Here is a 23,296-nt window from a genome sequence, read left to right on the forward strand (position 1 = left end):
ATGAGGGAAACAGCCAAACAATTATTATTTAACCAAAGTAAACATTCGCTTTCAATATGAAAACAAGCAGAAAGCTATTACACTAAAAAACATTGCTTAATTAATGATCAGCTACTTCAAACATTTCGTATGAGTATTAATGAAAACTTACAGACAATCAATAAATATAAAGTAAAAGGTCCTTATATTTGTTCTTAATGAATGTAAGCAATTTATTAGAAAAAGCCTTAAAATTTGAGTTCTTAACCAAAGAAGAAGGCATATATTTATATCATAATGCAGCCACAGCTGATCTAAGCTATGTTGCAAATGAATTACGTAAAATACAAGTACCTCATGGAAAGGTAACTTGGCAAATCGATCGTAATGTAAATACCACAAATGTTTGTATTGCAAACTGCAAATTCTGTAATTTCTTTCGCAGACCTGGCCATGAAGATAGTTACATCACAGATCTTGAAACATACAAACAGAAGATTGAGGAAACCTTTATGTACGGGGGAGATCAATTATTGTTACAGGGGGGACATCACCCGGATCTTGGTTTAGAATTTTATGCGACTATTTTTAAACAATTAAAGGAGCTCTATCCAACATTAAAACTCCATGCTTTAGGTCCTCCAGAAATTGCCCATGTTGCTAAACTTGAGAATCTATCTCATATTGAAGTATTAAAAGCCCTAAAGGAATCCGGATTAGATTCACTACCAGGAGCAGGTGCAGAAATCTTAAATGATCGTGTACGACGCCTTATATCAAAAGGGAAATGTGGCGGTAAAGAATGGTTAGATGTAATGCGTGCAGCACATCAAATTGATCTCCCAACCTCAGCAACAATGATGTTTGGTCATATCGAAACAATTGAAGAACGTTTCGAGCATCTTGTCTGGATTAGAGAAGTTCAAACTGAAAAGCCTGAAAACCACTTCGGTTTTGTAGCATTTATTCCTTGGCCATTTCAAGATGATGGTACTTTACTAAAAAGGCTCAGAGGCATTACAAATGACGTAACCGGGGAAGAATATATCCGTATGATTGCTTTAAGCAGAATCATGCTTCCAAATATTAAAAACATTCAAGCTTCTTGGTTGACCGTAGGTAAACGAACTGCTCAATTATGCCTACACGCCGGTGCTAATGATTTTGGTTCCATCATGATCGAGGAAAATGTAGTATCCGCTGCTGGAGCTCCGCATAGATTTACAGCAAAATCTATTCAACAAGCGATCAAAGAAGCTGGATTTGAACCCCAATTGAGAACGCAGCGTTATGAGTTCCGCGAGCTTCCTGAACATATGGTAGAACAAGTCATCAATTACTAAAATCAGTGAAGGATATTATTCGTAACATAGAAGCAATTATATATGCTTCGGAAGACGGCATTACGCCGCAAGATATCAAACATGTATTGCAAGAAGCTTTAGCGATCGAAATTTCAAAAGATGAATTGCAAAATTTAATAGATAAGATCATCATTAAGCATCAAAGCGAAGATGAAGTGTTGGAATTAAAAGTGATTAATAACAGCTACCAATTTTTGACAAAATCAACTTACCATGAAACGATCAATCAATTACAGTTGCATCGGGACAAGAAAAAGTTAAGTCAGGCGGCATTGGAAACTTTAGCAATCATTGCATATAGACAACCTATTACAAAGCTAGAAATCGAACAGATAAGAGGTGTGAGCTGTGACTATTCCGTTCAACGACTTTTAGAAAAAAAACTAATTCAGATTGCTGGGAAGTCAGATTCAATAGGAAAACCTCTACTGTACAGCACAAGTGCTCAATTTATGAACCACTTCGGCATTAATGGTGTAAGAGACCTACCACAACTTAAAGATATCGTTTCTGTAGACAATGAAATTGGTGAGGTCGTCGAATAACGACATTAGTAATTTTGCTCCGCATTTACAAATCACCGAATAACACTAATAATCAATCTTTTAGATTGATTATTTTTTTTCAAAAAAAGTTTAAAGTTCGAATTTTGTTATATAATTTTACATTATTAAATAAGCAAAAAAAAATATAATTTTATGAACACGGCAATGATGAAAAGTGAATCTATGAATGTAGAAGATGATAAATTTGGTTCATTTAATGGACCTGATGATGATTCTGATGATATCTTAGAAGATGACTTTAATTTAGAAGACATTGACTCTATTGGAGAATTTGACGATTTCGGAGACGAAGACGAATTTTAATCCAAATCAATCACAAAGATCTATAGAAAACAACTTACGTTGTCAGTCAAAAAGTAAGAAGGCTTGCAGATTAATATCTGCAAGCCTTTATTTTATTCATTCCCAAAATTGAATAAAACCTATTTCTTATGCAATTGCTCGTAAAGATCAATAACTTTCTTTTGCAACTCGATAACTTCAGTTTCACGGGATTGCAATTTTTTAGTTAATTCTGCCAATTCATTGATAGCTTCTTTATCCTCTTCCATATCGGAAGTTGATAAAAGCTGAACTACTGACAAATTAAATAATTTCGAAATTTGATTTAAGCGAGAAAGGTTAACATCTGTAATTCCTGTTTCAATTTTTGAAAAAGCTGGAATTGAGATATCTAATCTCTTTGCAACATCCTCTTGGCTCCACCCTTTTTGGTGTCTCAGTAGTCTAATTTTTTTTCCTAGTGCATTCATTTGGTAGATTTTTTTATTTACAAAACAAATATAAAATAAAAAATCTTTTATTCAAAGTGTTAAGGCAATTTTATTAATAATTCTTAAAAAAATGATCCGCCAGCTCGGTCAAATTAACCCCACTGTAATTGCCAGAACTCATCAGCAATAAATTATTGCCTTTTGATTTAAAATTCTCAAGGAAATCGTAGAGATCACCTAAATTCGTCACAATGTCCACGTCTGATCGATTGAACGCGTTTCGGATGTCTTCCAACAGATGTGTAGTACACTTATTTACCTCCTTAATTGATTCCATATTTATAAAAACAACCGGAAGATCCGCTTCATTCATCGTATCTTTATATTGACTGACAAATTTCTCATCCAAACTGTCATAAGCGTTTAATTCAATTATTGCAACCAACTTTTGACTTGGAAATTGCTCTTTAATAGCATGAATACTTGCTTTCAGTTTCTTAGGAGTATGAGCAAAATCCTGATAAACAACAGATCCCTCGAAACTTGCTACAAATTCCAGATAACGAATTGAACTCTTAAAAGTTTTTATGGCGTCAAAGAAATCCTCCTTCTTAATACCAAGCCACTCACAAACCGTATATGCTCCAGCAATGTTTGAAAGGTTATGCTTCCCAAATACCTGCAAAGGAATATCACCTTTTACAGACTTAATATATGTGGTACCTTTATTAATAGCATATTCAGGAATCTGATATCCATGCCGATTAATTTTACAAGATTTAGTATCTGTTATAATCTTTTGCAGATATTTATCTTCTTTGTTATAAATCAGAGTTCCCTTAGACTCTATCGTATTAATAAAGTCTTCAAACTGTTTTAAATAGTTATCGAAAGTTATTGTCGTGCTATATTCATTCCAATTTATACCGCTAATCAAGGCAATATTTGGTTTATAAAACATAAACTTTGACTTATTGCTCAAGCTAGAAGCTACATTTTCATCACCCTCGATTAATATAATTTTGTTTGTTTTTGTAATTTCGATCAAATTATCAAAACCTTCAAGTTGCGCTCCAACTAAATAATCAAAAGGTCTTTCAAGAGTTTTTAAAACATGCATGATCATACTCATGATCGTAGTCTTACCATAACTACCTGCTATGATCACCCTCGTTTTATCTTGAGAAAGTTCTTGAATAAATTCGGGAAATGAATAAATCTTTAACCCTAACTCCTGCGCTTTTATAAGCTCAGGGTTATTGATAAGTGCATGAGCTCCTAAAATTACAGCATCAATATCATCGGTAATTTTTTCGTCAAACCACCCTAGTTGCTCAGGCAATAAACCTGCATCAATGAGATGACTACGGGAAGGTTCCACAATCTGATCATCAGACCCAGAGACCTGATGCCCCTGCCTTTCCAAAGAAATAGCAAGGTTATGCATGATACTTCCTCCTATCGCAATAAAATGTATGCGCATATTATTATTTTACTTTCACGAACTTAGCCGAGCACCAGTTGTCCATTACTTTATTGGAAACAAACTCAAAACCTACAGCTTCTGCACTCGTTCTCAAAATTGATAAATCTTCCCCATCAAAAAAACCACTAATATACAACTCTCCGTTTAATCGAAGAGACTTGCTATACTGCGGAAATTGTTCCAACAATATATTACGGTTTATATTAGCTAAAATGATGTCAAATTCCCGACCTATTATTGTTTCATATGAACCTAATTTTGATTCTATATTACTAACGTTATTCAGTAACTTATTTTCCTCAACACTAGCGATACAAACATCATCAAAATCTACAGCAAATACATGTCTTGCTTCTTTTTGTGATGCTAAAATAGCCAATATACCTGTACCGCAACCCATATCCAAAACTTCTTTATCCTGAAAGTTATTTTCAAGGATATAACGAAGTATCATAGTTGTGGTCTGATGATGCCCCGTACCAAACGACATCTTAGGATCTATTATTATTTCATAACGAATTTCCGGTTTAGCCGGATGAAAATTAGCTCTGACATAACAATCATTATCAATTAAAATCGGGCTAAAGTTACTTTCCCATAACTTATTCCAATTTTGATCTTGTATATCCACCACTTCATAACGAACCTCGAAACCGTCTTCTTGTTGAAGAATAACTGTTTCCAATGCCTGAAGATCAAGGTTTGCAGTTGGAATAAAAGCTGCAAACCCTGTCTCAGTATCTTCAAAAGTATCAAAACCTATATCAGCTAGCTCGGCAATAAACAAATCCTGTTGCCACTCTTCCCCTACTATTCGCGTAAATATTACCTCACTATATTTCATAATAGATTTTTACTTATTAAAAACTTTAACGATATCTAAGAAGTCTCTTGATTTTAAAGAAGCTCCACCGATCAATCCACCATCAATATCAGGTTGTGCAAACAATTCACCTGCATTTTTAGGGTTACAGCTTCCTCCATATAAAATACTAGTCTCATCCGCAACAGATTGATCATAATGAGCCGCTACAGTAGCACGAATAAAAGCATGGACTTCTTGAGCTTGCTCTGGAGAAGCTGTTAAACCAGTACCGATAGCCCAAACTGGCTCATAAGCCAACACAACTTTCGCAAACTCCTCTTTGGATAGATGAAACACCCCTTCTGCCAATTGTGTTTTTATAATATCAAAAAACTTTCCAGACTCTCTTTCCTCTTTAGTTTCACCAATACAGAAAATTGGTAACAAACCATGCTTTAACGCAGCATCAACCTTCTCACTTAATAAGGCATTTGTTTCTCCAAAATAAGCTCTACGCTCCGAATGTCCCAATATAACATAATCAGCACCTACAGATTTAACTTGACTTGCAGAAATTTCTCCTGTATAAGCTCCAGATTCAGCCTGGTGGATATTTTGTGCACCTACAGCAACATGAGAAGCCGTCTTTGCCAATTGCGCAATACTATGTAAATGAATAAATGGGCTACAAACAACGACTTGTTGGTCACCAACAATTTCATCTTTAGCCATATTCACAACTTCAGAGAACAAGCTAACCCCATCCTGATAATCCAAATTCATTTTCCAGTTTCCTGCTACAATTTTCTTACGCATAATACTTTAGTTTTTAAATGTTGATTGATTAATTTCTATAATTCTTTCAATTAGTCTCTTGTCTAATCTTTTATTTTTTGATAAAAATACAACTTCTAAATCAGAAATAAACTTTTGAAGTTGATAAGCTTCCTTTATGTCCCCGTATAGCCAAGTAAATGACGGAACAAATTTAGGATAAAAATCCGTCAATGCTAACATACATCCTGTACCAATAACAGTTCCGGTGTTAAAAGCTGACTGTATTCCAGATCGACTGAAGTCTCCCATATATAAACCACACTTCATCAATCCTGTATCACGCAATCCTTTCGATAAATAATCATAAAGCTCAACAGGAGATAAATTATTCTTCAAGTTTGAATTTGTTGTGCCCGCACCAAGGTTACACCAATCACCAATCACCGAACAACCCAAATATCCGTAATGCCCTTTTGCACTAAAATCCCCGATACTTGAGTTCGCGATCTCCCCTCCTACTACTGCGCATTCACCAATTGAAACATTTCCGTAAATCGTTGTCCCCATCTTAACAACAGCATGCTTTCCAATATACAATGGTCCTCTTAAATTAGCCCCTTCCATAACGACAGCACCCTCTTCTATATAAATTGGACCTGTCTTTGTATTCAGAGTCACACATTCCATCTCAACGAAATTACCGATATACAATTGATCACCAATCACCGTATTGCTCTCAGAATAAAGTGCACCTGAAAAATGTTTTGTCAAGATCTCAAAATCACGTATAATCTCCGGACCAACATGTAAATACAGATCTTCTATAAATCGGACACGAATGAGGGTCTCATCAAAAGGTATATGGGCCACCCTCACTTTAGAAGGCTCGTCAAAATCAGCCCTTAATGCAAGTAGATCATTACCAGACTTAAGATACTGGCCCTTCGACAACGAAATTAATTTTTCAAGAAAGGATTCATTGGGAATAACATTTACAGACACAAAGTAGAGTTCCTCTGCTTCATAAGGTGATAATGCAATCTGTTCATCGATAGATAAAGAATTGTCTAAGCAATCATATAAAACAACAGCATCTAAAGCATGTTTCCACTTTTCAAACAATGGAAGTATTCCAATACGTAATGAAGCGGTAGGTTTAACTTCTGTAAAGGGCCACAAAGAATCAGAGTTAAATAGATCCCCTAATCCATTAAAACATTGTAAGTACCTTGACTCTGTTGACTGATCAAATAAGATAACTATCACCCTATAAAAATAACAAAAAAAACTCGATAATGGATATTATCGAGTTTTAATATTGTGCTACCCTTAGGATAACAAAAATTACTTTTTGTTATAACGGCTACGGAATTTATCAATACGACCAGCCGTATCAACCAATTTCATTTTACCAGTATAGAAAGGGTGAGAAGTATGAGAAATCTCCAATTTCACAACTGGATATTCATTACCATCTTCCCAAGTGATTGTCTCTTTTGTATCAACACATGATTTTGTGATGAAAGAATAGTCATTTGACATATCTTTAAACACAACTAATCTGTAATTTGAAGGATGCAAATCTTTTTTCATTTTTATCTTATGATTACGTATATTCAATAATTGAGGTGCAAAGATAATTTATTAAAACCTTATTTGCAAGAATATTCCGTAACAAATATTCCAAATAAGGTATTTATTTTTTACCCTTTACTCCTACTGCAAATATAGTCAATTTTAGCATAAAAAAAGATAATATTTATTCCTTATTTAAGGAATATTGTTTAATTTAAACATAAATTAGAAACTACTTAATTTAACAAGACCACATTATGAGCAAATTAGATGAAAAAATCTCAGCATATATTGCAGAGGCAAAAAAATTAAAACTATCCTTAGAAGACTCTCTTATCGAATCTGTTACAAAAGGGTTAGGCCCTTCTATTTACAAAGCAGATGCTGAAACAATCGCATCTTCTGATCCTGAAGAAATTAAAAGATTAAAAAACAATTTTTTAATCAAAAAATTAGGCCTTACAGATGATGCAAAATTAGATGCGGCTATTGAAGAAGTTTTTACTCAAATTGGCAAATCAAACCGCAACAAATACCGTGCATTAGTGTATGCACTGCTTGTTAAGAAATTCAAGAAAGAAAGTTTATACAAATAATTTGAATAAGAGTCATCCAACTCTTATTCAAAAATCAATTCACCAAAGAATTCAGGTAAATGAAAATTAGGAGTTGGATGATCTATTTTATTCCAAGATAAAAAGTGAGGTCGAGGTAAATGATCACCACATTTATAAAAATTAGCAAAAATCTTATTTTCCTTTAAAAAGGAATTTGTAATTTGATTATGTATAAAAGCTGTAAATGGAATGTACTGAATCAAGCTCCATTTAGAGCCTGTTCGAGTACGCTCAATAGTACTAAATACATCAACTTGATCAATTTGCTCTTCTGTTAATCGCGAGCGCTCAGTCTTCACATTAGTGCCATACCCAATCAACCCTGCTCCAATAGGATTAAACTCAAAATTGTAATAGTGCTCTTTGTTATCAAATGAAATGAAGAATTCAACACAGCTATCTTCCCAGATATTATCATTGTGTACATGATATTGTGCCTTGATAACTTCTTCCTCGATCTCATATTGAATAATTATCGCCTTTTGATCATACGCTACCCTAAACTTAGCTTGAGGAATATATGGGTAATCTTCATTCCAGTTCGCGACATTTATATGATTCCAAGATGTAGAACGTAATAATTCATTTAAAGATTGGTACCCCTTTAAATCACTATTTTCCAGATTAATTGATGATATAATGATTGAATTTGTCATATACAATAATACTAAATTAAAGCAAAAAGAGAGCATTGAAATATCAATGCTCTCTACTATTTGATTACTAATCTTGCAAAACTGAACTAATGGCAGTTTTTAACTCCTCTTCTTGTCTTTCCATCTCTTCAACCAATTTCAATTGCGTTTTGGTTCTAACGAGATTATGATCATCATACTTTGTTTTAAAATAATGATCTCCTTCAAGATAATCTGTTAAAAATCGTACACCTTGCATATATGGCAGTAAAAATACGCCTTCTAACAAAGAATGCACCTCAATATCAGTTAAGAACTCTTTAGCTTCATTTAAATATCCTTCTGCGTATGCTGCATAAAGAGGAATATTTAAAACAATCTTAGACAAGTCTTTCTCATCTTCCTCCACTGGATTAATAATCGTACGAATTGCATCTCCAAAATCATATGCTACATATCCAGGCATGACCGTATCTAAATCAATCACACATTGCGCCTGATCATTTTGATCCAATAATACATTATTAAATTTTGTATCATTATGAGTAATGCGTAAAGGAAGATCTCCTTTAGAAGCTAGATCAAGAATTGTTCGCATACGGTCCTCTCTAGAGAAGATAAATTCTAAAATATCTTTTACGCCCTCAACACGTCCTTGTGAATCAGCCGCAATTGCCTTCCTTAAATTATCCAACCTAAACTGGATGTTATGGAAATTTGGCAATACTTCAACAATTTGAGTAGCATCTAAATCTGCCAACTGTAATTGAAATTGACCAAAAGCTTTCCCTCCCTCTGAAGCTTGCGTTGTCGTCTCCACAACATCGTAGCTTTTGGTACCATCAATAAGAATAAACATCCGCCAATAATCTCCATCTTCATCAAGATGATATAAATCATTTGATTTAGTCGGAATTATAGTGAGTACCCTTGACTCTTGAATTTCAATTGGTAAATGCGCAATTTTAGTTTTTAAATGATCGGTGACATGTTTAATGTTTAACATGAGACCATCAACATTTTGAAAAATATGATGATTTATCCTTTGTAATAAAAAGGTTTTACCAATGGTATTTCTTGTTGTTACACGATATGTATCGTTGATATGTCCTGAACCAAAAGCTTCCACACTTATGATATCTTCACTTAAAGAAAACGCTGCTGCTGCTTTCAGACCATTCATTTGATTCGAATTTGACATTAAAAATTATACTAACTATAAATAATTAAGTTTTTAACTGGACTGCAATATCCCAAATAGTTGTGAAAAGTGCTAATAAAATATCAACACAAACGTTTGTTCTTTTTTTTCATTTTAGACAAACGTTTGCACATTAAGTTTGTATTTCCAATTTTATATATTTGTTTGATAGCGAATTAAGTTATATCACACTAAACTCACAATATAACTTAAAAGGGATATTTAATATCCTGATTATAAAAGAACAAAAATTATGGACAGAAGAAATTTCATAAAATCTACAGCACTTACAACTGCTGGACTGGGTATCCTTTCTAGTACAGATTTATTTGCAAAAGATGGTAAAGTTAGGTTAGCATTTATTGGAGTAGGACTTAGAGGCCGTAACCATGTTGCTATCGCATTAAACCGCGACGATGTTGAAGTTGTTGCAATTTGTGATACACAAGAAGAATCTTTATCACAATGTCGTAAGCAATTTGATAAAAAAGGAATTAAACTTCCGAAAGAATACACAGGCGGTATCGATGCTTACAAGAAAATGTTAAGTAAAGAAAAGTTAGATGCTGTAATCATTGCAACTCCTTGGGAATTCCACAAAGATCAAGCAATTGACTCCATGAAGGCAGGCCTATATGTAGGTTGCGAAGTTATTGCAGGACTAACAGTACAAGATCACTGGGATGTAGTAAAAGCATCTGAACAAACAGGGAAACCTTACATGACTTTAGAAAATGTGGCATATCGTCGTGATGTATTGGCTGTTCTTAACATGCACCGCCAAGGATTATTTGGAGAATTACTTCATTTAGAAGGTGGGTACCAACATGATTTACGTGAAGTTCTTTTTAATGATGGAAAAAGCTACTACGGTAAAGGTGTAGAATTTGGCCCTAAAGCAATTTCTGAGGCACAATGGCGCACAAAATATAACGTAGAACAAGATGGTGATTTATATCCGACGCACGGTTTAGGTCCAATTCTTCCTTTCGTTAATATTAATGCTGGAAATCGTTTTACACACCTTACGTCTTATTCGAGTAAAGCGAGAGGCTTGGCTGCATATGTTGAAAAACAATCTCCAGGTCATCCAAATGCAAAATTGAATTATAAAAATGGTGATATCACCCAAACAATGATTCAGTGTCAAAATGGAGAGACTATCATGTTAACACATGATACGCACTTGCCAAGACCATACTCAATCGGTTTCCGTGTTCAAGGTACAGAGGGAATCTGGATGGACGTTGCACAAGGTATCCATATTGAAGGGAAATCAAAACCTCATACTTGGGACCCTGCAAAGGAATGGGTAGATAAATACGATCACCCAATTTGGAAAAAGTATGAAACATTAGCAACAGGCTCAGGTCACGGTGGAATGGACTGGTTTGTCTTCAACTCTTTTATCCAAGCTACCAAACAAGGAAAACAAACTCCTTTCGATGTTTACGACTCTGTTACAATGAGTGCAGTATTCCCATTATCAACAGAATCAATTAAACAAGGTAATAAAACTGTTGAATTTCCTGATTTTACTTCCGGAAAATGGAAAACGAAGAAAAACACATTCATGCTAGATGATAGCGGATTGTAAAATAACAAAAAGGCTTCTAAATAGAAGCCTTTTTATGTTATAGACGAAGGCTAATGCCCTGACAAAAGAGATCTCTCAATCTTTTTTACATATAAATTTCTAAAAATTTACTACATTTAGCCTAAGTATAAAAAAAACATGCTCACAGAAGTCCTTATTATATTAGCTCTAATTATTCTAAATGGAGTATTATCTGCATCAGAAATTGCAATCGTCTCCAGTAGAAAAGCCCGACTGCAAGCAGCATCTGACAAAAATAACCCTGCAGCTAAAATAGCCTTAGCTTTAAAAGAATCTCCAAACAATTTTTTATCCACTGTTCAAATAGGAATTACTTTAATAGGGATTCTGACAGGTTTTTTTAGCGGCGGAAGTATTGCAGTCTACCTGAAGCAGATATTTGTTCAAATCTCATTTTTAGCACCATACAGTGAACAGTTGTCTGTAGTAATCGTTGTTTTTATCATCACTTTTTTTTCTTTGGTACTTGGAGAACTAGTGCCAAAAAGAATCGGTATGGCTATTCCAGAAAAGTATGCCATGGTCATCGCTTACCCAATGAATCTACTGAGTAAAATAGTTCGTCCCTTTGTCTGGCTACTCAGTATTTCAACAGATTGTATTGTCAAACTATTTAATATCAAAAGCACACACAATTCAGTAACAGAAGAAGAAATAAAAGCATTGGTCGATGAAGGAGTGGATAGTGGAGCTATTGAGGGGATAGAACACGATATTGTAGACCGATTATTAAGCTTAGGCGATAAAAAAGCAATAAATTTAATGACCCATAGAAGTAATATTGCTTTTTTAGACCTAGAAGATAGTTTCGAAGAACATCGACATATCATTATGAACACGGAGCATACCATGTACCCAATTTGCGAAGGTAATCTTGATAACATAAAAGGCGTCGTACATGTAAAAAAATTACTGTCACAATATTTAAAAGAAAAACCGATAGATTTAAACAGTTTGATAGAACCTATTAAATTTGTTAACGAGCATAGCTCCGCTTACAGTATTTTAACAAGCCTGAGAGCATCGCATATACACCAGGCTATCGTAATTGATGAATATGGCTCTACACAAGGCGTTATTACCCTTCGGGATATTCTATCTGACCTGGTAGGTAATTTACCTGAAGATCAATCAATCGACAGACCTCGAATCCGTAAACGTGAGGACGGATCCTATATTGCAGATGGGCAATACCAACTGGATAAGTTTATGGAAGAGTTTGAAATTGGTCTCTCTGAAGAAGACGAAGATGAAATAAATAATATTACCACTTTAGGTGGACTTGTATTTTTGCTCCTTGACCACGTTCCTGAAGAAGGAGAACAGGTCCAGTACAAAAATATAAAATTTGAAGTCTTGGATATGGATGGTAATCGAATTGATAAAATTTCATTCAGAAAAAAAGGAGATGATTAATCATCTCCTTTTTTATTTGTGAGCATCAATAAGCTTATGTAGATCTGTTTTAGTAATCATTCCACTTTGCCTCCATACTTGAGTACCATTTTTAAATAATACAAAAGTAGGAACTCCACTTACTTTATAAATGGATGCTATCTTAGGATTTTTATCCACATCAATTTTTATAATTGACAAACTTTCATCATAAAACTCTTTTACATCTTGTAATATGGGTGCCATGGTCTGACACGGTCCACACCAAGTTGCAAAGAAGTCTACCAGTACAACATTATTTGATTTAATAATCTCATCGAATGTAGCCATTATTTCTCCTCTTTTAATTGTTTCAATGCCTGATATCCACCTCTAATATTTATTACATGCTCAAAGCCCTTCTTCTTCAAAATAGACATAGCAATCATACTGCGATATCCAGAAAGACATTGGACATAATAATTCTTATTGTCTGGTAAATCAAGATTAAAGTTACCTAAATCTTTTAATGGAAAATTCATAGCATTGTCAATATGCCCTGTGGCAAACTCTTTTTCCGACCGGACATCTATTATTTGACCTTCGTTTGATAAATCTAAATAAGTCGAAGCATCGACCTCTGGTATAGAATCTAAAAGGTATTGCTTTTTATAACTACGCACACCTCCCTCAAGATACCCTAATATACGCGTATAGCCTAATTCTTCCAATGTTAAACATACCTGTGCTACTGTTTCCTGATCTGAAAGGAGTATGATCGGTTGGTCTTTGTTGGCTAATATTTTTGGAACCCAAGCTTTAAATGGTCCGTTCCAACCGATAAACACCGACTTAGGAATATAACCTGCTGCAAAATCTTTTACCGACCTGGTATCTAACACCAATGCTCCTGTTGCTTCCAATGACATAAATTGCGTTAAATTCAAAGCTGAAACAGGAGAGGTAAGCGAAATAGAAGGAGATCTCTTTTCACTTTCCGATATTGCTTTTCCAAAACCTATCTGGGTAAATGTTAAAATAAAAAATACTGTTGCACACGCGCCAACTATATAAGTTAAATATTCTTTTTTCATCTGTATTAATTTTTAAAAGAAGATAAAGCAATTAAAACCGATACTTTCAAGTTCTTTTGTGAATTGATGTGCGATGCTGATCGCTTCCACCAGAAAATAATGATGTATGTTTATAAGTTTCGAAGAGGAACATCCCCCCCTTAAGCATCCTCTGTATTTATTGTCTCAAGATTATGTAATTTCAATTTTTAAAAGGAATAGTAATTTCTTCAAGTTCTTCAATAGTACCATTGAAGATATTTAGATCAACATTCCCCTTAATCCCTCTAACAGTCCCCTTCTCGGAAAACTGCCAAAAATTCCAATGATCTTTAAGATCTTCGACCCAAAAATTATAATTGGCAATCCATAAAATATAATTACTAAATTCTTTTTGAAGAAAATCTGTATAATACTTATCTCCTGAATACAAAATAGGCTTTACCCTATAATGTGATTCAACTTCGTCCAGCCACCGTTTTAAACCAACTTTCAGACTGTCCATGGATTGATGTTTAGGCAATTCCTCAATATCTAGTACAGGCGGTAGATCTCCTGATTCAAGTTTAACAGTCTTAATAAAATTTTTAGCCTGCTTAACGGAATTTTCATTTGGTCTAAAATAGTGATAAGCCCCTCTTAAATTCGCTCTAGTAGCAACTGCTTTCCAATTATCATCAAATCGATCATCCACCTTACTTTCACCCATCGTTGCCCTTACAAAAATAAAATCTATTGGAAATTGATCATTGATTGTATTAACTTCTATCCAGTTAATATCACCTTGATATTGCGATATATCTAAACCAAAAATCTTATCTGAATGGCTCGACATAATCTCCACATTTCGAATATCATATTTAGCCTCTTTATGAGCAGTTCCTCGAGCTTTCCCCAAAGTACTGAGGTAATATCTAATTCCCGCACGATAATGCCATGCAAACGCTAAAAGAACAATAAGAATAAAAGCTCCAGAAAATGCGATATACTTCCATCTTTTACCATTGTCATCTGTGATCTCGCCTGATTTCTTGCGCTGAACTTTCTTTTTCTTCATTTGGCAATGAATTTAATCTATCTTTTACAAAGAATCAAAATTAAAATAAACATTTTGTATTTTTGTCTATGATTGTTTACAACCCAAAAGATTGGCTTACTTCAACTCTCAAACTCCATAAAACGGATACTTTCCGTAAATTATTTCCATATCTTATTTTAGCATCTTTATATTCTTGGGGCATTGCGTACCTAGAACTGGAATATTTAAAACTAGCTGAAAAAAGTTGGATTAAAAATATCACTATAGTTCATAGCTTACTTGGATTCGTACTCTCCCTTTTGCTTGTATTTAGAACTAATACTGCGTACGACCGTTGGTGGGAAGCTAGAAAACAATGGGGTTCACTAACAAACATCAGTAGAAGTTTATCCTATAAAATGAATGCATTTCTGGAAAGCGATGATAAGGTAAACCGCAGCTTTTATAGGAAAGCAATTCCGCTTTATGCAGAAACACTCTATACCTTTCTTCGTTCGGACTACACCAAATTCATGCTTGATGAAGTGTCACATCCGGAATTAGAAAATCTGGATGATCAAAAACATGGTCCCAATCAGGTAGCATCATTAATTTTTAAAAAAACAAATTCCCTCTATAAAGAAGGAAAAATAACAGGAGATCAATTTCGAATCATCAACAATGAACTTGAATCTTTCACCAATGTATGTGGAGCATGTGAACGGATTAAAAACACACCAATACCGCTATCCTATAATGCATTCATAAAAAAGTTCATCATCCTTTATACAGCAACACTACCCATCGGATACGTCTTTTCAATTGGTTATTTTGTGATTGCAGCAGTACCATTTATATTTTATGTACTAGCATCATTAGAATTAATTGGCGAATCCATTGAAGAACCTTTCGGAACAGATAGTGATGATTTACCGATTGATAAAATCGCACAGAACATCAAAAAACACTGTTATGAAATCTTACTTCCATAGCCTTTAAAAGTAATTTAAGCCTTTTTTTTAACTAAAATATAGCTTAAAAAATTAATCTCCCTCATTTTCAATGGAGTAAAAAATAAGTTTTGGCGACTAAATGAATTTTTCTACTTTTGTGGCGGAGAGCTGGCAGAGTGGTCGAATGCGGCAGTCTTGAAAACTGTTGACTGTCATAGGTCCGGGGGTTCGAATCCCTCGCTCTCCGCCAACAAAAAATAAAGCCCAACTGCAAAGTTGGGCTTTTGTTGTTTTATGAAGTTTATAAAGCTTTATAAAACAACAAAGGAAATGAGTAAAACAATTGGTTATATTTTGTGATGGAGCCTCCCTTTTGAGTCTCTCCCAATAAAAAAGCCCAACTGCAAAGTTGGGCTTTTGTTGTTTTTTAAGTATTATTTATCCATACTGATTCGTTCTGTTTTTTCTACTTTTTCATCCTCTTTTGGAAAGCCGGAGCGCATGATCTCATCCCACAAAGCTGAACTTACACCGAATCCATGTTCTGGATCAGAATAATGATGCAACATATGGTGTTGTTTAATTCGTTTAAAAATTCCACTCTTAAAGTTAGCATGATGCATTGCGTAGTGGCATTCGTCATAAATTAAATAACCAATCATAAAACCCGAAAAGAAAGACGCCAATATAATATCCGAACTAAAAAAGAAAGTAAACAAATAATAAACCAATGCTGCCAAAGGTATACTCGCAGATAATGGCATAACCAATCTTAATCTATCCTTTGGATAATCATGATGTACACCGTGAAAAATAAATGCTATTCTCTTACCCCACTTAGTTGTTGGATGATAATGAAAAACCCAACGGTGTAATGCATATTCGAATAAAGTCCAGAAAGCAAGTCCAAAGACAAAATACTGGATATAACTAAGAATACTCATATCTCCAGGACCTAAAGCAGTCCATGAAAAGTAACCAATTATTGGTAAGTAAAATATTAAAGGAACACTCCAATGGACTTTTGTCAATGATTCTAAAAAATCACTTTTAAACATCCTTGAAGATTCAGTGGAATTTGAAACAAAATTACGCTTTGCCATACAATTAATTTATTAATAAAATTGCTACAGATTATCTTTTGCAAAAATAATAATTATAAAAAAATATATAAAACACCATTCATCAAGTTAAAGTCACATTACTGACTTTTTAAACATAAAAGTTAAACCTATAAAAATATCTATAAAAGAAATCTAATTTAAAAATCATTATTTCATCAATTCTTTCAATTCATCTTCACTAAAAGAGTTTGCACCTTTGATATATTTATATATAATTTCTTTTACATCCCGATGCTGAAGACTATATAGGTGGTCAATTATATAAGATTTATCCTTTTTGATATCATTGCTGTAATTTAAAATAGAAGGTGCATGAGTTTGAACACTCCACCTGATAAAACGAAGTTCAACATTACTAGGTTCTTCCCTAATTAAGGTCTCTAATAAATTTTTACCTTTATTAAATTGACCAAGTTTCCGGAATGGATTACCCATATGTTTAGCAAAAACCATTTCATAAACAGCTAAATAACCTCTATCAGTCGTTTCTTTCGCTTTAGCCCGTAGTAAATTCAGATTATTTTCACAAATACTTTCATCTTTCACTGCTAAAGAATACTCTTTACGAATTTTAAGAAGATTCAATTCTTGTGCTGAAGCATGAGAACCGATCATTAAAAAAAATAAAAGAATCTTAATTGTCATAAATAAAAGGTTTTAAAATTAAATGTGTCAGTTTATTCTTGCTCTCTTAAAATTACTCAAAAAAAGTGCTAAATCTTAAAAAATTATCAGATATAATTCTCATTGGTTAATAGGTTGAAAATACAACGTCAGTAAACGACTACAAATAAAACTAATGAAACCAAAATTGATTAGGAAAACCAATCTAATTACGAGTTTTGCATCATGAAATTACAATTAATACAAACTCCCTCTTGGTTTAAAGTAACTGGTTCGATAATATTAGGAATACTGCTGGGTTGCTTTATTGGGGAGATTCTTTTTTCTTTTTATCAATTGTTGACGTAAAAAGCAAAAAAAAGAATTTCATAACGAATAAAAATTTTCTAACAAAGCTTTCATTACTAATTGTTTTTCAGTATATTTAGATTACCGATTATAAATAAAAAACAGCTGAAGTATGGAAGCAACTTTAGAATATGAAATTTGGGACAGCATTGTTAACAGTGCAAAAACAAGGTTTGATTACAAACATATTTTATCTTTATTCAAAGAAACTGATAGTGAAATCATCGATAAATTTCTATTTCATGTTTTAGTTGCATTCGCATGTGGCGAAGATCATGCAACGATTTCAACAAACCTTTTTAATGAATTACAACAAATTGGTTTTGATTGTAACGAACAACAAATTGACGGGTTTATTGCTGACAAACACGAAACTTTCAGTATTGAAATATATGCCACCTATATTGCTTTTTCACTTTTAGAAGATGGTGAAGATCCTGCAATAATTTCCGCAACAATTCAAGATCTACTGAAGAAGCCAGAGTAAGAAATAATATTTTTTTTCGATTATACGTATAAGTCCTTTGCAAATTTCACCTATTCACTATCTTCGCAAAAAAAAGATGCTAGAAAGGGACAATTCACTGGATATTATACGTAGTGTAGGTTTATTGTGCATTATTCTCGCACATGTAAACCCACCCTTTACAATTTTTCAAATCAGAAACTTTGATGTTCCTTTAATGGTATTTATCTCAGGATATTTATTTGGGAACAAAAATCAAACCTTTAAATCCATAACCGATTTTACAACCTATCTATGGAAACGCTTTTTCCGTCTTGTTGTACCCGTATGGATTTTCTTATCGATATTTTACATCATTCAGTACTTTTTCCCCTTATCCTTTAAGATCAATTACACACAGTTTCCAGATATTATGATTTCGAGCTATCTGCTATTAGATGGCTTTGGCTATGTTTGGATTATACGCATCTTTTTAATGATTGCCATCCTAGGGCCATTGTTCAGTAAAGTCATTAAAAATAAATGGCAATTATTGATTTATTATGCCATTTATGAAATGGTCGTTCAGTTTTCAACTGATTTATTTCAACCAGGCGTACAAAAATACTTCAATCAATTTGGCACCTATAGCTTAGGTTTTCTCATTTTCTTCATGCTAGGAGCACAATACCGAAATTATGATGTAAGAACTAAAACACTATTATTTATCATAAGTGCTTTGATAAGTATTGGAGGCTTGATATATTTTAAATTCCACCTGGGAATACCATTTGATATTGGAGCATTGAAATATCCACCACATTCGTTTTATATTTTTTATGCAGTAAGTATTTTCTCACTTATATTTTGTATAAAACCAACTATTCAAAAATTAAACAAACCTATTTTAAATTTCATAGGCTCTTCAACAATTTGGATTTATCTATGGCATATATTATTTCTATTCTTGATCAATTTAGAAAACTGGTATTTAAATTGGATAGCTATTCTCACACTATCCATTATAGCAACATTTCTACAACAACAACTCATTAACAAAGCAATAAATCACTTTAAAATTCCCGCTAAGCAAGCAAAACAAATACGAATTATTTTTTGTTCCTAGTTTTTTAAGTTACAAATGACAAAACTTAACCAGGATAATATCATATTTTAATGTCAAAAATGTACCTTAGCACTATGAGTAATTACGCAGTTATTTTTGATATGGATGGTGTTATTTGTCACACCAATCCCTATCACGCTAAAGCTTTTGAAGCATTTTTCAAAAAATACAATATTGAAAGTAGTGAAGAAGAATTTCAGGAGCATATGTATGGTAAACACAATAGCTATATCATGCAACATTTTTTCAAGAGAACAATAGCTCCTGATGAATTGATCAAGTTAGAGTTTGAGAAAGAAGAACTCTTTAGAATTATTTATAAAGATCAGATCACACCAATAGCAGGTTACTTAGAATTTTTAGAAGACCTCAAGAGAAATGATTTAAAAACTGGAGTGGCCACTTCTGCACCTAAAGAAAATATGGATTTAATCTTAGATGCACTTCATATCCGATCCAAAATGGGTTCGATCTTATGTAGTGAAAATGTTAGTCATCATAAACCACATCCAGAAGTTTATCTAACGTCCGCTAATAATTTAGAGGTAGAGCCTATAAATTGCGTCGTTTTTGAAGATTCTTTTTCAGGAATTACAGCTGGTCTGAATGCGGGAATGACAGTAGTTGGCGTATTATCTACCCACACCAAAGATCAACTTCCAACCTGTCATGCATACATCAATGACTACACGGAGATATCAACTTACAAGATTTTAGAATTACTAAAAAGGGCTTGATAAAATTATCAAGCCCTTTTTTCTAATCTCTTTTAAGACCGAATTTTTCGATCTTACTATATAAATGACTTCGCTGAATATCTAAATCATCAGCAGTTTTAGAAACATTCCACGTGTTTTTCTCTAATTTATATTTGATAAACTCCTTCTCTGCAAAATCCTTAAAATCTTGAAAAGAAGCAAAGTTATCTAGATCAACCTTTCCACCATTTTGAGTCGTATGGCTAGATCCATTATCCGTATGTGCATGAGAAGAAATAGCATTCACCGTGTTTGAAGGATTTGCAAATGCAATAACATCCCTATCCGTAATAGATTTATCACTTAAAATAATTAAGCGTTCAATCATGTTACGTAATTCGCGAATATTACCCGTCCAAGGAAGATTACTCAACTCTTTTAATGCAGCAGGTGTAATTTCTTTTATTGGAACCCCATATTCATTACAAATTTCTTCACAAAAATTTTTCGATAATAAAGGAATATCATCCACACGTTCAGTCAATGAAGGTACGTGAATAAGAATTACAGAAAGGCGATGGTATAAATCCATTCTAAAATTCCCTTCATCAATCTCTTTAAAGAGATTCTTATTCGTCGCTGCAACAACACGAACATTCACATCAATTTCCTTATCACCACCTACACGGGTTATCTTATGCTCTTGTAAAGCCCTTAACACCTTAGCTTGGGCAGAAAGGCTCATATCGCCTATTTCATCCAGAAAAAGTGTACCATTGGTAGCTAATTCAAATTTACCAAGACGTTGTTTAATAGCAGAAGTAAAAGATCCCTTTTCGTGACCAAATAATTCAGACTCAATTAATTCCGATGGTATTGCTGCGCAGTTAACTTCAATTAAAGGACCTTCTGCACGATTAGATTTCTCATGCAACCAACGTGCAACAAGTTCTTTTCCGGCACCATTTGCACCTGTAATAAGTACGCGAGCCTCCGTAGGTGCAACCCGATCAATTGTTTCTTTAATACGACTAATCGCTTCAGATTTACCTAAGATTTCTTTGGTTTTATAGCTCGTTACCTTTTTCTTTAAAACTTTAGTTTCAGTAACTAATGAGACCTTCTCTAAGCCATTCCTTACCGTGATAAGTAAACGATTTAAATCAAGTGGCTTTTCTAAGAAATCAAAGGCACCTTTTTTAGCGGCTTCGACAGCAGTTTCTATCGTACCATGACCCGAAATCATAATAAAAGGAAGATCTGGATTTGTTTTTTGGGCAGTTGCCAAAACCTCCATACCATCCATCTTATTCATTTTAATATCACAAAGAACAAGATCAATTTTTTCCTTCTTAATGATCTCTAAGGCCTCAATACCATTATCTACATCTAGTATATTATAATCTTCATACTCTAAGATGTCTCTTAGTGAATTTCTGATTGCCCGTTCGTCATCAATAATTAATATTGTACTCATAAAAGTATTATTACTCTTCCTTAAAGGTTATCTAAATTATTGGTAATATAGTAAAAAAGAAGCAAACCTTATAAGCCGGGTTCTGTAAACCGAAAAAATCGGAGTTTCTACCATTTATCTAGGCTAGTCATCACTAACTAGCTCCATCAACCTACCCATTACGAATCTTAGCCTAAACTAAAAGAAGACGAGCAGCCTTCGAATTTCGCAACCTATTTGGTCTTTCAACACACGAGGTTTACCGCAATGTATGTCGCCATACAAGACCGTGAGCTCTTACCTCACGTTTTCACCCTTACTCCGAAAAGCGGTATATTTTCTGTGGCACTTTCTGTCTGCTGTAACAGCATCCTTCCCGTTAGGAAGCGTGTTGCTCTGCGTTGCCCGGACTTTCCTCTCCTCCTCAAGGGAGCAGCGGTAGAACCAGTTTGCTTCTTCTGCAAAGGTAGGATTTAGATTGATAATTATTCCCTATAAATAAAGAAAAGAATGAAATTTTGAATTTAAAGTGCTTGTGCTATAGCATAACCAGATGCCCAAGCCCACTGAAAATTATAGCCTCCCAACCAACCGGTGACATCAACTGCCTCTCCTCCAAAAAACAATCCCCTTACCCGCTTACTTTCTAGAGTCTTAGCATGCAGCTCTGCAGTAGAAACACCACCACGCATTACCTCTGCTTTATCGTACCCTTTATCTCCAGCAGCCTTGACTTTAAATTTATGAATAGTATCAATAATCAATTTTGCATCCGCTTTACTTAAAGATGCTATTTTAGTTTCTAAAGGAAGAAATTTACCCAGTGCCTCCACCATACGTTTAGTAAAGTAATCGTTCAAGATACTCGAAACCAAACGTTTTCCACCTTCATTACGTTCATCTTTGATTATTTTATCCAATTGAAACCGAGGTAAAAGATCAATATAGAACTCTTCTCCAGCACGCCAATAAGATGAAATCTGTAGAATCGCAGGACCACTTAAGCCCCAATGCGTAAAAAGGATGTTCTCTTCAAAACTAATCTTATGATTATAAACTCTAGAAAAAACTGAATTACCAGCTAAAGAAGCATACCATTCAGCCTCCTTTCCTGTAATAGTTAGAGGTACTAAAGCAGGTGCGGTAGGGACAATTGCCATGTCAAATTTCTTAGCCGTACGAATAGCAAAATCAGAGGCTCCCAACTTCGCGACAGGTAAACCTCCGCTGGCCATAACAACTTTCTTTGTCGTTAACTGCTGAATGCCCTTTTCACTTTCCACTGTTAAGACAAAGTCATCCTCAAGCTTTTCTATAGCTTTAACAACCGTGTTTAATCTTATATCCTGATCCGTTGCAAATAAGATCTTAGTAAAAACGGCTACAACATCTTTAGCCTTATTCGAAGAAGGAAATAATTGTCCCAACGTTTTCTCCTCACCAAATATACCATGCGACTCAAAAAAACTCAATGTATCATCTACCGTCCATTGACTAAATGCAGATCTTAAAAAGTCTGCATTCTCGGACACAAAATTATCGATGTCAGTACCCAAATTGGTATAATTACACCTTCCTCCGCCCGAAATTAGAATCTTAGCTCCAACTTTATCATTTCGTTCAATCACTAAAGTTCGCTTACCTAATAATCCAGCTTGAGCAGCACACATGAGCCCACACGCCCCTCCCCCAACTATAATGGCATCATATTGCTTCATATT

General features: G+C 34.0%; 25 protein-coding genes, 1 tRNA gene and 1 other RNA gene. 11 read left to right on the forward strand and 16 right to left on the reverse strand.

From position 1 onward, the window contains the following. The first annotated feature begins 197 nt into the window (after positions 1-197). From FHR29_RS15085 to FHR29_RS15095, 3 genes are all read left to right on the forward strand, one after another. Positions 198-1,322 (forward strand): CofH family radical SAM protein, encoded by a 1,125-nt coding sequence (locus FHR29_RS15085; protein ID WP_132772007.1) that lies wholly within the window; start codon positions 198-200, stop codon positions 1,320-1,322. Between the two features lie 5 nt (positions 1,323-1,327). Continuing rightward, positions 1,328-1,888, forward strand: coding sequence for an SMC-Scp complex subunit ScpB (gene scpB / locus FHR29_RS15090; protein ID WP_183915585.1), 561 nt, complete (start codon positions 1,328-1,330; stop codon positions 1,886-1,888). Positions 1,889-2,041: 153 nt separating this feature from the next. After that, positions 2,042-2,212, forward strand: coding sequence for a hypothetical protein (locus tag FHR29_RS15095; protein WP_165902458.1), 171 nt, complete (start codon positions 2,042-2,044; stop codon positions 2,210-2,212). A 119-nt stretch (positions 2,213-2,331) separates the two neighbouring features. Here FHR29_RS15095 and FHR29_RS15100 read toward each other — a convergent pair whose 3' ends face one another. The 6 genes from FHR29_RS15100 to FHR29_RS15125 all read right to left on the reverse strand — a co-directional run bounded on the left by FHR29_RS15100 (position 2,332) and on the right by FHR29_RS15125 (position 7,283). After that, positions 2,332-2,661 carry a helix-turn-helix domain-containing protein gene (locus FHR29_RS15100; RefSeq protein ID WP_021189733.1) on the reverse strand — a complete coding sequence of 110 codons (330 nt, stop codon included), beginning with the start codon at positions 2,659-2,661 and terminating at the stop codon, positions 2,332-2,334. 73 nt (positions 2,662-2,734) lie between these two features. Next, positions 2,735-4,105: a Mur ligase family protein gene (locus FHR29_RS15105; protein ID WP_132772009.1), complete on the reverse strand. Its 1,371-nt coding sequence runs from the start codon at positions 4,103-4,105 to the stop codon at positions 2,735-2,737. Positions 4,106-4,109: 4 nt separating this feature from the next. Continuing rightward, the gene (prmA, locus tag FHR29_RS15110) at positions 4,110-4,952 is read right to left on the reverse strand and encodes a 50S ribosomal protein L11 methyltransferase (protein ID WP_132844055.1); all 843 of its coding nucleotides are present in this window, start codon (positions 4,950-4,952) and stop codon (positions 4,110-4,112) included. A gap of 9 nt (positions 4,953-4,961) precedes the next feature. Then, a complete protein-coding gene (gene tpiA, locus FHR29_RS15115; RefSeq protein WP_132772011.1) occupies positions 4,962-5,729 on the reverse strand; it encodes a triose-phosphate isomerase in 768 nt (255 codons plus the stop codon). 6 nt (positions 5,730-5,735) lie between these two features. Further along, entirely contained in the window at positions 5,736-6,869 is a 1,134-nt protein-coding gene (locus tag FHR29_RS15120) for a putative sugar nucleotidyl transferase (RefSeq protein ID WP_183915588.1), read from the reverse strand. Positions 6,870-7,034: 165 nt separating this feature from the next. Next, the gene (locus FHR29_RS15125; protein ID WP_021189727.1) at positions 7,035-7,283 is read right to left on the reverse strand and encodes a type B 50S ribosomal protein L31; all 249 of its coding nucleotides are present in this window, start codon (positions 7,281-7,283) and stop codon (positions 7,035-7,037) included. Between the two features lie 239 nt (positions 7,284-7,522). Here FHR29_RS15125 and FHR29_RS15130 point away from each other — a divergent pair, with 239 nt between their 5' ends. After that, on the forward strand, positions 7,523-7,861 hold the full coding sequence (locus FHR29_RS15130) for a DUF2853 family protein (protein ID WP_021189726.1): 339 nt from the start codon (positions 7,523-7,525) through the stop codon (positions 7,859-7,861). 23 nt (positions 7,862-7,884) lie between these two features. On the opposite strand, the gene FHR29_RS15135 is transcribed toward FHR29_RS15130, so the two are convergent. Both FHR29_RS15135 and FHR29_RS15140 read right to left on the reverse strand, forming a co-directional pair. Then, the gene (locus FHR29_RS15135) at positions 7,885-8,538 is read right to left on the reverse strand and encodes a carbohydrate-binding family 9-like protein (protein WP_183915590.1); all 654 of its coding nucleotides are present in this window, start codon (positions 8,536-8,538) and stop codon (positions 7,885-7,887) included. Positions 8,539-8,605: 67 nt separating this feature from the next. Next, positions 8,606-9,718 (reverse strand): phosphotransferase enzyme family protein, encoded by a 1,113-nt coding sequence (locus tag FHR29_RS15140; RefSeq protein ID WP_021189724.1) that lies wholly within the window; start codon positions 9,716-9,718, stop codon positions 8,606-8,608. A 253-nt stretch (positions 9,719-9,971) separates the two neighbouring features. Between FHR29_RS15140 and FHR29_RS15145 the strand changes: the two genes are divergently transcribed. After that, on the forward strand, positions 9,972-11,315 hold the full coding sequence (locus FHR29_RS15145; protein WP_132772014.1) for a Gfo/Idh/MocA family protein: 1,344 nt from the start codon (positions 9,972-9,974) through the stop codon (positions 11,313-11,315). A 138-nt stretch (positions 11,316-11,453) separates the two neighbouring features. Beyond that, positions 11,454-12,752 carry a hemolysin family protein gene (locus FHR29_RS15150; protein ID WP_132772015.1) on the forward strand — a complete coding sequence of 433 codons (1,299 nt, stop codon included), beginning with the start codon at positions 11,454-11,456 and terminating at the stop codon, positions 12,750-12,752. A 12-nt stretch (positions 12,753-12,764) separates the two neighbouring features. Here FHR29_RS15150 and trxA read toward each other — a convergent pair whose 3' ends face one another. The 3 genes from trxA to FHR29_RS15165 form a co-directional block, all read right to left on the reverse strand. Next, positions 12,765-13,061 (reverse strand): thioredoxin, encoded by a 297-nt coding sequence (trxA, locus tag FHR29_RS15155; RefSeq protein WP_132772016.1) that lies wholly within the window; start codon positions 13,059-13,061, stop codon positions 12,765-12,767. Then, positions 13,061-13,804: a rhodanese-like domain-containing protein gene (locus FHR29_RS15160; RefSeq protein WP_183915592.1), complete on the reverse strand. Its 744-nt coding sequence runs from the start codon at positions 13,802-13,804 to the stop codon at positions 13,061-13,063. Before FHR29_RS15160 ends, trxA begins: the two co-directional genes overlap by 1 nt. A gap of 181 nt (positions 13,805-13,985) precedes the next feature. Continuing rightward, the gene (locus tag FHR29_RS15165; RefSeq protein WP_183915594.1) at positions 13,986-14,840 is read right to left on the reverse strand and encodes a glycoside hydrolase family 25 protein; all 855 of its coding nucleotides are present in this window, start codon (positions 14,838-14,840) and stop codon (positions 13,986-13,988) included. Between the two features lie 68 nt (positions 14,841-14,908). Between FHR29_RS15165 and FHR29_RS15170 the strand changes: the two genes are divergently transcribed. Together FHR29_RS15170 and FHR29_RS15175 are read left to right on the forward strand one after the other, a co-directional pair. Beyond that, positions 14,909-15,793 (forward strand): bestrophin family protein, encoded by an 885-nt coding sequence (locus FHR29_RS15170; RefSeq protein WP_132772019.1) that lies wholly within the window; start codon positions 14,909-14,911, stop codon positions 15,791-15,793. Positions 15,794-15,916: 123 nt separating this feature from the next. Continuing rightward, positions 15,917-16,004, forward strand: a tRNA-Ser gene (locus tag FHR29_RS15175). A 184-nt stretch (positions 16,005-16,188) separates the two neighbouring features. On the opposite strand, the gene FHR29_RS15180 is transcribed toward FHR29_RS15175, so the two are convergent. Together FHR29_RS15180 and FHR29_RS15185 are read right to left on the reverse strand one after the other, a co-directional pair. Next, entirely contained in the window at positions 16,189-16,857 is a 669-nt protein-coding gene (locus FHR29_RS15180; RefSeq protein ID WP_021188273.1) for a sterol desaturase family protein, read from the reverse strand. Positions 16,858-17,025: 168 nt separating this feature from the next. Next, positions 17,026-17,523 (reverse strand): hypothetical protein, encoded by a 498-nt coding sequence (locus FHR29_RS15185; RefSeq protein WP_132772020.1) that lies wholly within the window; start codon positions 17,521-17,523, stop codon positions 17,026-17,028. A gap of 439 nt (positions 17,524-17,962) precedes the next feature. Between FHR29_RS15185 and FHR29_RS15190 the strand changes: the two genes are divergently transcribed. From FHR29_RS15190 to FHR29_RS15200, 3 genes are all read left to right on the forward strand, one after another. Beyond that, a complete protein-coding gene (locus FHR29_RS15190; protein ID WP_132772021.1) occupies positions 17,963-18,337 on the forward strand; it encodes a hypothetical protein in 375 nt (124 codons plus the stop codon). A gap of 76 nt (positions 18,338-18,413) precedes the next feature. Next, the gene (locus tag FHR29_RS15195; RefSeq protein ID WP_132772022.1) at positions 18,414-19,421 is read left to right on the forward strand and encodes an acyltransferase; all 1,008 of its coding nucleotides are present in this window, start codon (positions 18,414-18,416) and stop codon (positions 19,419-19,421) included. 74 nt (positions 19,422-19,495) lie between these two features. Continuing rightward, a complete protein-coding gene (locus FHR29_RS15200) occupies positions 19,496-20,158 on the forward strand; it encodes an HAD family phosphatase (protein WP_021188276.1) in 663 nt (220 codons plus the stop codon). A gap of 22 nt (positions 20,159-20,180) precedes the next feature. Here FHR29_RS15200 and FHR29_RS15205 read toward each other — a convergent pair whose 3' ends face one another. The 3 genes from FHR29_RS15205 to FHR29_RS15215 form a co-directional block, all read right to left on the reverse strand. Then, positions 20,181-21,596: a sigma-54 dependent transcriptional regulator gene (locus tag FHR29_RS15205; RefSeq protein WP_132772023.1), complete on the reverse strand. Its 1,416-nt coding sequence runs from the start codon at positions 21,594-21,596 to the stop codon at positions 20,181-20,183. Positions 21,597-21,651: 55 nt separating this feature from the next. Continuing rightward, positions 21,652-22,030: RNase P RNA component class A (rnpB, locus tag FHR29_RS15210), an RNA gene on the reverse strand. A 69-nt stretch (positions 22,031-22,099) separates the two neighbouring features. Further along, a complete protein-coding gene (locus tag FHR29_RS15215; protein ID WP_132772024.1) occupies positions 22,100-23,293 on the reverse strand; it encodes an aminoacetone oxidase family FAD-binding enzyme in 1,194 nt (397 codons plus the stop codon). Positions 23,294-23,296: the final 3 nt, after the last annotated feature.

It is taken from the genome of Sphingobacterium sp. JUb56 (genome assembly GCF_014191365.1).
In the GTDB taxonomy this organism is placed as follows: domain Bacteria; phylum Bacteroidota; class Bacteroidia; order Sphingobacteriales; family Sphingobacteriaceae; genus Sphingobacterium; species Sphingobacterium anhuiense.

Coding starts and splice junctions, on each gene's coding strand:
- FHR29_RS15105 (WP_132772009.1), bottom strand. CDS start 4,105: ATGCGCATACATTTTATTGCGATAGGAGGAAGTATCATGCATAACCTT.
- FHR29_RS15150 (WP_132772015.1), top strand. CDS start 11,454: ATGCTCACAGAAGTCCTTATTATATTAGCTCTAATTATTCTAAATGGA.
- FHR29_RS15095 (WP_165902458.1), top strand. CDS start 2,042: ATGAACACGGCAATGATGAAAAGTGAATCTATGAATGTAGAAGATGAT.
- FHR29_RS15200 (WP_021188276.1), top strand. CDS start 19,496: ATGAGTAATTACGCAGTTATTTTTGATATGGATGGTGTTATTTGTCAC.
- FHR29_RS15085 (WP_132772007.1), top strand. CDS start 198: ATGAATGTAAGCAATTTATTAGAAAAAGCCTTAAAATTTGAGTTCTTA.
- FHR29_RS15130 (WP_021189726.1), top strand. CDS start 7,523: ATGAGCAAATTAGATGAAAAAATCTCAGCATATATTGCAGAGGCAAAA.
- FHR29_RS15205 (WP_132772023.1), bottom strand. CDS start 21,596: ATGAGTACAATATTAATTATTGATGACGAACGGGCAATCAGAAATTCA.
- prmA (WP_132844055.1), bottom strand. CDS start 4,952: ATGAAATATAGTGAGGTAATATTTACGCGAATAGTAGGGGAAGAGTGG.
- FHR29_RS15165 (WP_183915594.1), bottom strand. CDS start 14,840: ATGAAGAAAAAGAAAGTTCAGCGCAAGAAATCAGGCGAGATCACAGAT.
- FHR29_RS15135 (WP_183915590.1), bottom strand. CDS start 8,538: ATGACAAATTCAATCATTATATCATCAATTAATCTGGAAAATAGTGAT.
- FHR29_RS15100 (WP_021189733.1), bottom strand. CDS start 2,661: ATGAATGCACTAGGAAAAAAAATTAGACTACTGAGACACCAAAAAGGG.
- FHR29_RS15215 (WP_132772024.1), bottom strand. CDS start 23,293: ATGAAGCAATATGATGCCATTATAGTTGGGGGAGGGGCGTGTGGGCTC.
- FHR29_RS15170 (WP_132772019.1), top strand. CDS start 14,909: ATGATTGTTTACAACCCAAAAGATTGGCTTACTTCAACTCTCAAACTC.
- FHR29_RS15160 (WP_183915592.1), bottom strand. CDS start 13,804: ATGAAAAAAGAATATTTAACTTATATAGTTGGCGCGTGTGCAACAGTA.
- FHR29_RS15140 (WP_021189724.1), bottom strand. CDS start 9,718: ATGTCAAATTCGAATCAAATGAATGGTCTGAAAGCAGCAGCAGCGTTT.
- FHR29_RS15185 (WP_132772020.1), bottom strand. CDS start 17,523: ATGACAATTAAGATTCTTTTATTTTTTTTAATGATCGGTTCTCATGCT.
- FHR29_RS15125 (WP_021189727.1), bottom strand. CDS start 7,283: ATGAAAAAAGATTTGCATCCTTCAAATTACAGATTAGTTGTGTTTAAA.
- trxA (WP_132772016.1), bottom strand. CDS start 13,061: ATGGCTACATTCGATGAGATTATTAAATCAAATAATGTTGTACTGGTA.
- FHR29_RS15195 (WP_132772022.1), top strand. CDS start 18,414: ATGCTAGAAAGGGACAATTCACTGGATATTATACGTAGTGTAGGTTTA.
- tpiA (WP_132772011.1), bottom strand. CDS start 5,729: ATGCGTAAGAAAATTGTAGCAGGAAACTGGAAAATGAATTTGGATTAT.
- FHR29_RS15180 (WP_021188273.1), bottom strand. CDS start 16,857: ATGGCAAAGCGTAATTTTGTTTCAAATTCCACTGAATCTTCAAGGATG.
- FHR29_RS15145 (WP_132772014.1), top strand. CDS start 9,972: ATGGACAGAAGAAATTTCATAAAATCTACAGCACTTACAACTGCTGGA.
- FHR29_RS15190 (WP_132772021.1), top strand. CDS start 17,963: ATGGAAGCAACTTTAGAATATGAAATTTGGGACAGCATTGTTAACAGT.